At 38.0% G+C, this 13,308-nt stretch carries 13 protein-coding genes; 6 read left to right on the top strand and 7 right to left on the bottom strand.

Translation table 11 applies throughout. From position 1 onward, the window contains the following. The first annotated feature begins 68 nt into the window (after positions 1-68). Both FNN09_RS00135 and FNN09_RS00130 read left to right on the top strand, forming a co-directional pair. The gene (locus FNN09_RS00135) at positions 69-1,361 is read left to right on the top strand and encodes a collagen binding domain-containing protein (RefSeq protein ID WP_221932388.1); all 1,293 of its coding nucleotides are present in this window, start codon (positions 69-71) and stop codon (positions 1,359-1,361) included. A 174-nt stretch (positions 1,362-1,535) separates the two neighbouring features. Further along, complete coding sequence (locus tag FNN09_RS00130; RefSeq protein WP_143299424.1) at positions 1,536-1,985, top strand: nuclear transport factor 2 family protein; 450 nt, start codon at positions 1,536-1,538, stop codon at positions 1,983-1,985. A 306-nt stretch (positions 1,986-2,291) separates the two neighbouring features. On the opposite strand, the gene FNN09_RS00125 is transcribed toward FNN09_RS00130, so the two are convergent. After that, positions 2,292-2,606 (bottom strand): hypothetical protein, encoded by a 315-nt coding sequence (locus FNN09_RS00125; protein WP_143299422.1) that lies wholly within the window; start codon positions 2,604-2,606, stop codon positions 2,292-2,294. Between the two features lie 407 nt (positions 2,607-3,013). Between FNN09_RS00125 and FNN09_RS00120 the strand changes: the two genes are divergently transcribed. The 3 genes from FNN09_RS00120 (at position 3,014) to FNN09_RS00110 (ending at position 4,359) form a co-directional block, all read left to right on the top strand. Next, on the top strand, positions 3,014-3,601 hold the full coding sequence (locus FNN09_RS00120; RefSeq protein WP_143299420.1) for a hypothetical protein: 588 nt from the start codon (positions 3,014-3,016) through the stop codon (positions 3,599-3,601). A gap of 219 nt (positions 3,602-3,820) precedes the next feature. Then, positions 3,821-4,051, top strand: coding sequence for an addiction module protein (locus FNN09_RS00115; protein WP_143299418.1), 231 nt, complete (start codon positions 3,821-3,823; stop codon positions 4,049-4,051). Next, a complete protein-coding gene (locus FNN09_RS00110; RefSeq protein ID WP_143299416.1) occupies positions 4,051-4,359 on the top strand; it encodes a type II toxin-antitoxin system RelE/ParE family toxin in 309 nt (102 codons plus the stop codon). The genes FNN09_RS00115 and FNN09_RS00110 overlap by 1 nt, the downstream gene beginning before the upstream one ends. 118 nt (positions 4,360-4,477) lie before the next feature. On the opposite strand, the gene scpA is transcribed toward FNN09_RS00110, so the two are convergent. From scpA to FNN09_RS00085, 5 genes are all read right to left on the bottom strand, one after another. Next, positions 4,478-6,634 (bottom strand): methylmalonyl-CoA mutase, encoded by a 2,157-nt coding sequence (scpA, locus tag FNN09_RS00105; RefSeq protein WP_143299414.1) that lies wholly within the window; start codon positions 6,632-6,634, stop codon positions 4,478-4,480. Positions 6,635-6,686: 52 nt separating this feature from the next. Further along, a complete protein-coding gene (locus FNN09_RS00100) occupies positions 6,687-7,058 on the bottom strand; it encodes a four helix bundle protein (protein WP_143299412.1) in 372 nt (123 codons plus the stop codon). Between the two features lie 54 nt (positions 7,059-7,112). Next, positions 7,113-8,984, bottom strand: a complete 1,872-nt coding sequence (mutA, locus tag FNN09_RS00095) for a methylmalonyl-CoA mutase small subunit (protein ID WP_143299410.1) — start codon at positions 8,982-8,984, stop codon at positions 7,113-7,115. Between the two features lie 194 nt (positions 8,985-9,178). Further along, positions 9,179-9,628, bottom strand: coding sequence for a DMT family transporter (locus FNN09_RS00090; RefSeq protein WP_143299408.1), 450 nt, complete (start codon positions 9,626-9,628; stop codon positions 9,179-9,181). A 140-nt stretch (positions 9,629-9,768) separates the two neighbouring features. Further along, entirely contained in the window at positions 9,769-11,712 is a 1,944-nt protein-coding gene (locus FNN09_RS00085) for a PQQ-binding-like beta-propeller repeat protein (RefSeq protein ID WP_143299406.1), read from the bottom strand. A 295-nt stretch (positions 11,713-12,007) separates the two neighbouring features. Between FNN09_RS00085 and FNN09_RS00080 the strand changes: the two genes are divergently transcribed. Further along, positions 12,008-12,655, top strand: a complete 648-nt coding sequence (locus tag FNN09_RS00080; RefSeq protein WP_143299404.1) for a hypothetical protein — start codon at positions 12,008-12,010, stop codon at positions 12,653-12,655. Between the two features lie 36 nt (positions 12,656-12,691). Here the strand turns inward: FNN09_RS00080 and FNN09_RS00075 are convergent, their stop codons facing one another. Then, positions 12,692-13,306, bottom strand: a complete 615-nt coding sequence (locus FNN09_RS00075; protein WP_143299402.1) for a deoxynucleoside kinase — start codon at positions 13,304-13,306, stop codon at positions 12,692-12,694. Positions 13,307-13,308 lie beyond the last annotated feature (2 nt).

Genomic DNA, 13,308 nt, shown 5'->3' with positions numbered 1-13,308 from the left:
CACTGCTTAACTTGCCTATTCGAAAAAATCACAATCGATTATTTATTCACTATTATAAACACTGTATTATGAAGAAAATTTTTGGAATACTACTCGTACTTGTAGTGGCTTTTTCAGCCTGTAAAGATGATGACGACGATGATGCCCCGACCACTGGCATAATTAAAGGAACAGTGACGGATGCAGCAAACAATGAAACACTAAGCGATGTAAGCATAATGGTTTTTGATGCCACAACCAATGAAACGATTGGAGAAACAATTATGAGTGGTGCTGATGGAATGTACTCTGTTACTCTTGACCCTGGCACCTATTACCTAAAATTATTTAAACAAGGATATAACAATAACCCTCCGGCTGGTGTACCTCCTTTGAATATTTCAGTAAGCGAAGGCAGCGAGTCTGTTAATGATTTTAAAATGCAAGCCAGTGAAGTGCTTGATGGTGGATCGCTAACAGGTAAGGTAATGCTTGGCAGTAATGGCGTGCAAGGAGCCTATGTACTGGTTACATCTGGCACTATGGGTTACTCAGCTGTGAGTGATAAAGACGGTCATTTTTTCATTTACAATGTGCCCGCTGCCACTTATACCTTAACGGCCTATAAAATTAACCATAATGCTACTCCTTTGAGCGTTACCGTTACTGCCGATGCTAATACAGAAGGTAACGTAAACCTAACAGAGGGAGCGAGTACCAGCTTATCTGGTACATTAACATTTTTAGCAACAGAAGGTAAAGATGTGAATGTTAACTTACTTCACCCAACTACCAATGAGCCTATTCCAGGCTTAGTTGATATGTCTGAAAACATGTCCTACTCATTAAGCGGCATACCTGATGGTGATTACCTGGTAAAAGCTTCTTTTGAAAACGATACTTACGTTGTGGATCCGGACTGGATTATTAAAAACGGAGAACCAATGTTAACGGCTAACGGAAGCGCTGTTGTTATCGATTTTAGCTTAACTAATGCCGTTACATTAAATAGTCCGACTAACCCGATGAGCACGACTGTTCCTATTGAAATAGCAAGCACGACGCCAACTTTTGAGTGGACGTCATATTCAAGTTCCAGCGATTATGTTATTGAGGTATCGGATGCCAATGGCAATGTTATTTGGGGAGGTATTAATGATGGTGTAGATCCCCCGTTAAAAAATATTACTATTCCTAGCAGTACAACCAGTATTGCCTACAACTCAGATGGCATGGCGACTATACCTAATCTGGAATACGATGTAGTTTATCGTTGGAAAATTTACGCCAGTAAGAATAATGTACAAGAACCATCTGGCTGGAATCTTATTTCGGTTAGTGAAGACCAGATGGGATTGTTTATAGTAAAAGAACAACAATAGAGGTTTAGGTTAATATTGAGTAAACCCATCCAGATATAGATTGTATTTGGATGGGTTTATTTTTTTGAGATTTAGTCGAGCAATACACGACAAGTTACAAAACAGATCGTAGGTATTGACAAACACAGTCAACTCCAGTTAATTTTGTGTATTCTTCAACTCAAATTTCTTGTTATGAAACCTTTATTAATTACACTGATGATTGCGAGCCTCCTGTTTGCTTCAGACCTATTTGCTCAAACCGCACAAATGCAAAAAGAAGTTGAATCAACCATTGAGTCGATGATAAAATGCACCCAGGATAGCGACCTGCAGAAGCTAATGAGCTTCTGGCACAATGGCGATGACTTTACTTATATAGCTGATGGGAAAACATTCAGTTACGAGGAACTGCAGAACCTTTTAAACGACTACCTTTTAAACAAGGAATCCATTGAAGTACTTAAGCAAACAATATCCGTACACGCTCTTGCTCAGTATAAAGCCTTATGCATTTGGGAAGGTACCGAAAAGGTAAAGATGAAAGACCAGGAGGCAGTAGTCATGAACTGGATAAGCACCCTCGTGCTGGAAAATAAAAAAGGCGGATGGGTAATTATTCATGGGCATACCAGTCATTATTAAAATGTCTTAAATTGGCAAAATAAGAGCTTTGTATTTTAATTCAGAGTCATCGCCGCAACATTCGGAGATGGCGCCGCACTTTGCGGCAGCTTTGCCATGCTCTGCGGCTTTAATGCCGCAATCCTCGGCACGTGTGCCGTAACTTATGGCTCTAGTGCCGTTCCTTTTGGCTGAAGCTCTAAGGAGTTTGGCGATAGTGCCGCATTGTACGGCAACCTTGCCACACAACGTGGCGCATCAGCCGGAAGCTTCGGTGCCATATTTTTGCATTAAAAAAGCACTGCCGGGAAACAGTGCTGTCGATTTTTACTTTCTAAATGTTCTGATTTTCTTTATAATCTCACTATTCTTACCGAGCAAGCCCGATAAGAGGTCGGCTGTATCAGATGCTTGCCGATAAGCCACATCCAATGTTTCGTTGGCTAGTTGTGTAGCTTCTTTAGCAGCGACTTGTGCTTTTTGCTGCTGTAATTCTGCGGTATCACAAGCCTTTTTGTTATCAATAAGTTCTGTAATTTTTGCATCGGCTGTGTAGCCTTTAGTTGCTAAGGATTCTTTTTCGTCTTGTAACAATTCAATCATTTGTGTCACAAAGTCACGTTTAGTTGCCTCTCTCATCATTGTTTGAGTTTTTATTTGCGTAATTAAAAGTTAATTGTGTTCCCGTGCTTAATAAACCCATGGCTTATTAACGTAATGTTAAGTAAGTGAAAGATACGTCATGTACAACTCCGTTAGTTGATGAAGGGTGGGGATTTTATGATTAAAAGGGTGATTTGCTGGATAAATGCCTTTGCGTGCTAGCCAATATGTTTTAAACAACACTTCAAAAGTCTATCTGTCTGTTATTTGGAAACGAAATAAATTACTAAAAGATAATGTGAGTAGAATCCCAGTATTTATTGACTATCGAATGAATGATAGTAGAAATGGAAGAAATATCACTTATTGGTTAAGTTTCTTTGATATTATATTTTTACGCATAACAATCCTCATTCCTTATATAATATCATAATTAATTCAATAATATGAAGCGATATCACCCGATTTTGAGAAGTACTTTGCCGTTTTTAGTTGCGATTCTAATTTGTCACAATTCTTTCGCTGATGAAAAAATCAAAAATGTTACCTACAACCATTTTGGTATGGATATTGGGATTGGCATAAATAACTTCTCAGCAGAGGAGGATAAATATACAAAAGCTACCATTGATTTAGGCCTTAGTTATGAGTTGAAAGAGAAAGTTGTATTTGGTTTTGATTTGGCCTTCTCACCAATGGAAGAATATGAAAATACAGGAACAGATGGAAGCAGAAGTACCCATGAAAAATGGGATAGTAAAGCAACATGTATTGAAGCTTATCTCGGATATCATGTATTAAATAGATTATTTGTTTTGGGTGGATTTGGTTCTTGTATAATAAAAGAATATGAAGTTATGAAAGGCTATTCTAATCTTACAGCTTATGAAAGAAGTGAACAAACCTTATACAGCCCTACTTTAGGCTTGATGTATGATTTTCCTGTGAGTTATGGGACTAAATGGTATTTAAAGTATGATTGCAGTTTGAATCATTATAATAGGCATTGCATAAATATAGGATACAAGTTTTAACTATATATCACAAAAAGCCACCCCAGAATGAGGTGGCTTTTATATATCTATTGCACGGTGTTACACTTAGTGCATTTTTTATAACAAACTCGTTTGCGCAATTTTCATTGGAGCAAAAGGTGGACTAAACCTGGCAGGTTTTTCTGTAAAAAAATGCTTTTTTATTTAAATCGATTATTCCGTATTTTAGCAATGGTATTTACCTAAAACAGTAAAGAGATGAACCTTCAATATATTTCAGACAGTAAAGGGCAAACGACTGGTGTTTTTATTCCAATAGAAGAATGGAACAGGCTTAAAGAAAAATATAAAGACATTGAAGAGGAAGAATCGAATATCCCACAATGGCACCAGGACATTGTATCTGAACGAATGGAAAATTATAAAAAGAAGCCTGGTTCAGCTATAAATTTTAACGAAGCGATGGATGATATCGAAAAAGAGTTGTAATGTACAAAACTCAGATCCTTCCGCTTGCACAAAAAGACATAAAAGAAGCTGCTGTTTGGTACAACCAAAAACAGAAGGGGCTTGGTTTAAGGTTTACTCAAGAGCTTAGAAAAAAGGTTCATTTAATTGCTAAAAGCCCTTTCGCATCACCTATTCGATACAGCCATGTAAGAACAACTGTATTGAATGTATTCCCTTACATGATTCATTATGTAATTGATGAAAGTACATATACTGTTATCATCATAGCAGTTCTGCATACAAGTCGCAACCCAAGGCTTTGGAAAGAAAGAGATAAAAAGCATTAAGCTCAGAGGTAGAAGTTCTCTGCATAAACGCAAAAAGCCACCCCAAAATGAGGTGGCTTTCTTATATCTGTTACCTTCCTGAGCATCTCAAAGATGCTTAGGAAGTATACGTTAAAAATTACTCAGCAGCTTGCTCCATCAAAAGGTTCAAGATGTCTGATCCTGCTTTGGCAACTGAAGTACCAGGGCCAAAAATGGCTACAGCACCAGCGTTGTATAGGAAATCATAATCCTGTGCTGGAATAACACCACCACAAATTACCATGATGTCTTCACGTCCTAAAGCTTTTAGTTCAGCAATAATTTGAGGAACTAAAGTTTTGTGACCAGCAGCCAATGAAGAAACACCTACTACGTGTACATCATTTTCAACAGCTTGCTTAGCGGCTTCAGCTGGCGTTTGGAACAATGGTCCCATGTCCACATCAAAACCTATATCGGCATAACCCGTTGCTACTACTTTAGCACCGCGGTCGTGACCATCCTGACCCATTTTAGCGATCATGATACGTGGCTGACGGCCTTCTTTCTCAGCAAAATCTTTTGCTAATTTTGTGGCTTTTGCAAACTCTGTGTCGTCTGCTGCTTCTGCGCTATACACCCCTTTAATTGATCTGATTACTGCGTTATATCTACCTACAATCTTCTCACATGCATCAGATATTTCACCTAATGAAGCACGTTTTTGAGCAGCATCAACAGCTAATTCAAGTAAGTTACCCTCACCCGTTTCAACTGCTTTAGTAATGGCAACCAAGGCAGCTTGTACATCAGCTTCATTACGGTTAGCACGTAGTTTTTCAAGACGCTCAATTTGTGAACGACGAACCTCCATGTTATCAACATCTAAGATGTCAATTGGATCTTCCTTCTCCAAACGATACTTGTTAGTACCAACAATTGTTTGAGTTTTAGCATCGATTTTAGCTTGCGTACGAGCCGCAGCCTCTTCTATGCGCATTTTAGGAATACCCGACTCAATGGCTTTGGCCATTCCGCCTAATGACTCAATCTCCTCGATGTGAGCCCACGCTTTTTCTACTAAGTCTTTAGTCAATGACTCAACATAGTATGAACCAGCCCAAGGATCAACGCCTTTACAAATTTGCGTTTCGTCCTGAATATAAATCTGTGTATTACGAGCAATACGAGCAGAGAAATCAGTTGGTAAGGCAATCGCCTCATCCAATGCGTTGGTGTGTAACGACTGAGTTCCACCAATTGTAGCTGCCATTGCTTCAACACAAGTACGACCAACGTTGTTAAACGGATCCTGCTCAGTTAATGACCATCCCGAAGTCTGTGAGTGCGTACGTAGCGCTAATGACTTAGGATTTTTAGGGTTGAATTGCTTCACAATCTTCGCCCATAACATACGGCCGGCACGCATCTTAGCAATCTCCATAAAATGGTTCATACCAATGGCCCAGAAGAATGATAAACGAGGAGCAAAAGCATCAATATCTAATCCTGCCTGTGTACCTGCACGAAGGTATTCTAAACCATCGGCTAAAGTATATGCTAACTCAATATCAGCTGTTGCACCTGCTTCTTGCATGTGGTAACCCGAGATAGAGATAGAGTTAAACTTAGGCATCTTTTGTGATGTAAACTCAAAGATGTCAGCAATCACCTTCATCGAGAATTTAGGTGGATAGATGTATGTATTACGCACCATGAATTCCTTCAAGATGTCGTTCTGGATAGTACCAGCCATCTGCTCCAACTTAACGCCTTGCTCTAAACCAGCAACAATGTAGAAAGCCAAAACTGGCAATACAGCACCGTTCATAGTCATTGATACTGACATTTTATCCAATGGAATACCATCAAACAATACGTTCATATCTAGGATAGAGTCAATAGCAACACCTGCTTTACCCACATCACCTTCAACACGCTCATGATCTGAATCGTATCCACGGTGTGTAGCCAAGTCAAACGCTACTGATAAACCTTTCTGACCAGAAGCCAGGTTACGCTTGTAAAAGGCGTTTGATTCTTCAGCAGTAGAGAAACCAGCGTACTGACGGATTGTCCATGGACGCATCGCGTACATCATTGAGTAAGGACCATGTAAATAAGGAGGTAAACCTGCAGCATAACCAAGATGCTCCATTCCCTCTAAATCGTCTTTACTATAAACTGGCTTAACCGGGATTTGCTCTGGTGTAACCCAGTCCTTCTTCACCCCGTGCTTTTGTTCCCAAGCCTTGGTATCCTTGCTACCACATGGCTTAGATTTGATATCTATGTTATTAAATTTTGGTCGCATTTTATTAGAATTTTAGATAATTAGACTGTTAGATTTTTAGAAAATAGACGATTTAGATGTTATCTGCCAGAATCTTATTGTCAAATGAAGAAATCATCTTTTGAACTTCTTCAATTTTAAATAGAAATTCATCTAATGTAGATTCTGAGATAAACGAAAGGTCAAAAGAAAGATACAATTGTGTTTCTAGCTCTAAAGCTGAACTGTAAGCAATTTCAAGAAAACGACTAAACTCTTTACTCGTTTTTCTGCCAGAGCCTTCTGCAATATTAGAAGGAATTGACACTGAAGCACGTCTCATTTGACTAACCAGGCCATACAGCTCTGATTTAGGAAATTCAGAAGTAAGCTGATAGATATCCTTCACAAGAACTCTACCTTTCTGCCAAATCTGTAATCCCTTAAAGTTATGCTTCCTTTTCATTGCCACTCAATTATTCTCTAATGACTTTGGTCTAAAAGTCTATCGTCTCAAAGTCTATTTTTCTAGAATCATCTCGTTAAAGCCTTGCAGCGTTTCTAGAACGTTTGAACGAACATTAACAAAGTGCTTGATGCCTTTTGCTTTTAACTCATCAGCGCAAGCAGGAGCACCTGCAATAACTAATGGTGTATCGCCCAATAATTCAAATGCCTTAGGAGCTGCTTCAGTATACTCATCATCAGCGCTACAAAGAACAACGATGTCGGCATTAGCTGCTTTAGCTGCTTCAACACCAGCCTCAATGGTTTCGAATCCAAGGTTATCCTGAATTTCGTAACCAGCACATCCGAAGAAGTTACCTGAGAACTGAGAACGTGCTAAACGCATTGCTAAGTTACCATACGTTAACATAAATACTTTAGGACGCTTAGCAGCTTTTTCTGTAGCTAAACGCAAAGTCTCAAATTCGTCAGCGGCACGGAATAAAGTGATTGGCTCAACTTCATTCTCACCTTCGCATGATACTTCAACTTTATTAAGACGAGATAAATCGATATCGCCAGAGATGATTTCACCTGTGTTAGGGAACTGGTTAGTTCCTAATAGGTTTTCGCGACGAGTAGCTACTGCCTTACGACGTTTATCAGCTGTTGCTTTTACATGGCCTTGAATAAAGCCTTCTTTCATAGCTGATAAGTAACCACCTTTTTCTTCAACCTCAACAAACAATGCCCAAGCTTGCTCAGCAACACTGTGAGTTAGGTTTTCGATATAATATGATCCTGCTGCAGGGTCAACAATCTTTTCGAAGTGAGATTCTTCTTTCAACAATAACTGTTGATTACGTGCAATACGCTCTGAAATATCATCAGATTCTTTGTACAATGCATCGTAAGGCTGAACAGTTAATGACTGTGTTCCACCCAAAGTAGCTGACATAGCCTCGGTTTGAGTACGTAGCATGTTTACGTTTGGATCGAAAATAGTCTTGTTCCACTCAGATGTTTCGCTGTGAGCATGTAATTTGCAAACTTCAACACCTGTTGGTTTATAAGCTTCAACAATTTTAGCCCATAATAAACGACCAGCACGTAGCTTAGCAATTTCCATAAAGTAGTTACCGCTAATACCAAAGTTAAACTTGATATTACCAGCTGCCTCGTTTACAGAAAGTCCGCGCTCAGTTAACTGCGACAGGTATTCGTTACCCATTGATAAACCAAAAGCTAACTCTTGTACAATAGAAGCACCAGCATTATTGTAATGCTTAGCGTTTACTGCTACTGTTCTGAATTGAGGGAAGTTTTTAGCAATCTCAGCAATTTCTTTAGCACGATCAAATGCTTTGTCGGTAGAGCAGCATGCACTGCCTTTAATTGTTAATGAACCGATTGGGTCAAAATCAATTGAACCTTTCACTTCAGCGTGTGTGCGATTCATTTTGTTAAGAACTGCAACAACTGCTTCTGCCAACTGCTTGTTACCACAGCGTGCATTGAAGTTGATTTCCACATCGTCAGAAATAATGTTCTTTAACAATGCTTCGATGTTAGCTTCAGAAATAAGCGCTTTGTCTTCAATTACGAAGCCAATACTGTCAACACCTTTAGTAAGGACAGTTAATGCTTTTTCATTCGCCGCCTTCACGTCTTTTACAACGATATCCTGACGCACAAACCACTTATTGGTTTTTGCATTGTTTCCGCGTACATACGGGAAATCGCCAGGCTGGCTTTCAAGGTAGTTAATTGATTCAAGGTCTTCAGAACGATAGAAAGGCTGTACGTTGAACCCTTCGTTGGTTCTCCATACCAGCTTTTTCTCAAAGTCTGCTCCTTTAAGGTCTGCCGTGATTTTATCCATCCACTCTTGAGTAGATACTTTCGGAAAATCACTAAATAACAGTTGATTTGTTTTATCTGCCATAATGTAACTGTTTGTTTTTTCCAAGGCGCAAAAATAAACCTTTTGTTGATATTAAATAGATATTTTAACTGTTTTTAATAGTGTTATAAAGCATGATAATCAATTACATATGCAAGTTTCTTCATACATCAATGCAACAACATGCCCCAACTTATACTTAATCAGTTAGTTATTAAAGCTAAAATTCTTTAATTCTAGAAGCGCTGTATCAAAAATACCCCTATAATTAAGAGGATAATTCCGATAATTCGCCCTGGTGAGATGGCATGTACATTAATATTGAAGAACCCGTAATGATCAATTATGGATGCAACAATCATTTGGCCACCAATGGAAGCACCTAACATGGTGGCAACGCCTATTTTAGGAATAAGGATAATGGCTGAACTCACATAAACAGCACCAATAATACCTCCTATAAATAAATACAAGGGCATGGCGCTAACAATTTCCTTTGTAGGAATCTCCGCTCGCATTAATACATTGAGTACAAATAAGGTTAAGGTGCCAATGAGAAAACTAACAAAAGCAGCTTGAAGAGGGTTTTTTAATATTCCTCCTAATTGCGAATTGATGCTGCCCTGCACTGCTAATAAACCACCAATAATAAGGGCAATGCCGGTAAGAATATATTTTAAGTACATAAAATCAGCTTGATTAAAAACTTAAGAAAAGTCCTTTTTTTGCGTGCTGCAATTTACGCTAAAAAGTGCGGAAAGGAAAGACTAAAAAAGGCCCTAAGGTTGAATAACCTTAGAGCCTTAAAACTATAATATGGGATTCTCTAATTTAAATCGAATACATTTATTTGATTCTCATCTAAATAATATAATTTGTTAGTCATTTTGTCTAACTCAAATATGACACTTCGGTTCTCACCAAAATCAAAGGCATCCTCTTGTTTACCTGTTGTTTTACTAATTTTTACAATCGACATTTTATCGCCTGATTCAATTTTTTCTCCTTTTAAGAAGAAAGCATAATCACGTGATGAACGGGCTGCTCCACGCAATTTGGCAGCTTCTTTTAATTTACGAACCGCGGCACCGGTGGCATCAGAAATATCACCCATGGCCTTAGCATTTTCGGTAGACATAAATAAACCACCGCTATATACTTCGTTACCTTCAGAGTCTGAAACAACCACTTCTGTTGCCATAATTCCCGAAGCAACATTTGCAGTAGCTAAAGCAGCTTTTAATAACCGGTCTGTTTTTAAAGGTTTAAAATAGTTGGTACTAATAGGATTACCTTTTTGATCAAGCATAAAAAACTCGTTCATCCCCGTTACAAAATAACCAGCTTCAAAAGTTTCAAATCCAATTATTTCATCAGGTTTATTGATGTCTAGCTTAATTTTCTCAGGCTTCTTTTCTACGGTGTTCGGATCAAATAAATAAAGCTTTTTCCAATCTAAGATGGCTACTTTATTATTACGTTCGTCAAATGCGGCTTTGGCCTTATCTGAAATACCCATTTTCCATATTTTCTTACCTGTTTCTCTATTAAATAAACCAGCAAACGATGTTCCTACAATAAAAACGCCTTTCTCATAATCTTTTTTGATCATTGAGCCCTCTTCATCTTCAGGTACATCATCGAACTGAATTGGTTTTTTCCAGGCTTTTTTACCTGTTGATACATCAACCAACATGATACGGTTACCATAAAATACTTCAACACCCTTATCTTTTACCGTTACTTCCTGAATACGCTTTGTTTCGTAATCTTTTTTCCACTTAGCAGTACCAGTTTTAAAATCAAAAATGTTAATTCCTTTTTCGTGGGCTACAACAAAATTATCGGCATCATAATTTACTTGGAAAGCAAATTTTGAATCCAACTTAACTGGCTTACTCCATAATTCTTTCCCATTTTTTAAATCTAAAGCAAACATACTTTTACCAAAACTTGCTCCCTTAGCAGTAAGGTAGTTGCCAGCCGCCGATGCCTGGTTAATCACTACCAATGTATTTTGCGCATCATCTAAAAAGAAAGTTCCTGGCTTGCATTCATTTTTCCAAATAATTTCGCCGTTGGATGAATTAATTAAAAACAGATCACTTTCGTTTTTATAAACGATCTCCTTTTTAGCAGTTACTTTAGGCGAAAAAGCATTGAAAATCATCTGCCCCATAGCTGCGCTACTTACCATTTTCATGGCATCTTTTGATCCGTTAGGCAAAGCTAAAGTTTGCTTCCACTCAACCTGACGCGAGTTTAGGTCGATACAATATAATTTACGTGAGCCATCTTCTGCTTTTACTTTTACTAAAAGCTTATATAATTCAGGTAAAATATCATGACTCTCAATCGCACTATATGCATCCTCGCCTGCACCTATCAGAATATTACCAGTACCAACATCGGCAAATTTATTATGAATAGATACGAAAGGTGTAAAGGGAATTTCCTGAAATCCAGCAACAGCCCCAACAGCATTTGCATCGGCCATCACATCAGTTCCAACACCTGTCATACTTGCCACTTCTGTTGCATTTTTTAATGCTTCCTGACCGGCTTTCTTCTCAACTGTCCATAAAATACTTTTCTCAACATAATTTACTCCGTAGAAAAATTTAGTTGTTTCAACAATAGGAATACCTGTGAAATTGTGTTTGAAAATAGCAATTGGCTTTCCTTCGATTGGTAGTTTCCAATCTGGTTTTTTAGAAGCAAAAACAGATACACTTAACACAAGTGCAAATAGTAATACAATCTTTTTCATTTTGTCTGGATATTATTAATTAAAAACGAATCAAAACTATTTATTCGGGCAAAACTAGCACTATCTATTACACGAATTACGTTATTTCTTACACTAATGAAGAATAAGAGTGTCAATACATGATAAACATCATATTATTCGACAGTCTATACATACATTCAGCTATTTGAATATGTTTATATATAATAAGTATCTCGTATAATCAGACGGCTAGTGCTTTCAATTTAGATATTCATCAACTTTTCTGTATAAGTATTACATTTGTTTATTATTTGAATAAGAAAGCCAGCTTAATATGAAATACATCATCACAACTTTTTTAGCTTTTGTACTCGTCCATAACCTTAATGCACAAGACTACTTTCTGGGTGGTAAGTTGGGATATTCTTTTGCAACTAATGTGGGTCGCTCATCTGATGAACTAGGCTTTAATGATGTATCGAAAAATGGCTGGCAGGGTGCAATTATTGGAAAATGGTTCTATAACAGACGACTTACCCTAGGTTTTGAAACAGGCTATCAGTATCAAAATGGAAGTGATTTATGGGATGTTGATAACTATGGCGATGTGAGTGCCAATTACCAATCAATTCGACTACTATTAAATGGTGCCTACTATTTTAGCCACGATGAGTTTCGCCCATACATTGGCTTATCCTTTGGAGCTTACTACTTAATTAATACCATTGATTTTGCCTCAAATAGCAACTTAAATCAATCGGTGGCTTATACAGCAAAAAAATGGCGGCCTGGCGTAGCCCCTCAGCTCGGTTTTTTAGTGGAACTATCCCGAAAAGTATTTTTAGACTTGCATGCACAGATGGATTTAATTGCACACATGGAGGCCATTTATTATCCTGATGCCATACCCGACTACACAGAAAACCCCCATGAAAAGCAAAACCAAATAAGCCTTAATATAGGTTTGTTATTTGGCCTGTAAATTCTACTTCTTTAGATTATAGTGACTGACGATATTTTAGAACAACCCGTTCAACTCGGCATTAACCTTGTCGATTATCATACTCAGATCGCTCTTGTTCTTGATAAAATCAATTTTATTGGCATCAATAATCAATAGCTTGCCATTGGTATATTTATCAATCCAGGCCTCGTAACGCTCATTCAAGCGCTTTAGGTAATCAAGTCGTATATTATTTTCGTATTCACGCCCTCGCATTTGAATTTGTTCCACCAGAGTAGGTATTGAAGCACGTAGGTAAATCATTAAATCAGGCGGTTGCACCATTTCACTCATCACTTCAAACAAGGATTCGTAGTTATCAAAGTCACGACGACTCATCAAACCCATATCAAATAAGTTGGGTGCAAAAATATAGGCATCTTCGTAAATGGTTCGATCTTGAATAACTGTATTACCAGCTTTTCGGATAGCCTGCACCGATGAAAAACGACTTTTTAAGAAGTATACCTGCAAGTTAAACGCCCAACGGGTCATGTCTTCATAAAAATCGGCCAGGTAAGGGTTATCTTCCACATCCTCAAAGTGAGCTTTCCAACCAAAATGATGTGCCAACAATTCGGTTAATGATGTTTTTCCTGAACCTATATTTCCTGCAACAGCAATATGCATAG

Source organism: Carboxylicivirga sp. M1479 (assembly GCF_007097485.1).
GTDB lineage: Bacteria > Bacteroidota > Bacteroidia > Bacteroidales > Marinilabiliaceae > Carboxylicivirga.
The sequence above is the reverse complement of the archived record's forward strand: the minus strand, read 5'-3'. Positions and strand labels throughout refer to the sequence as shown.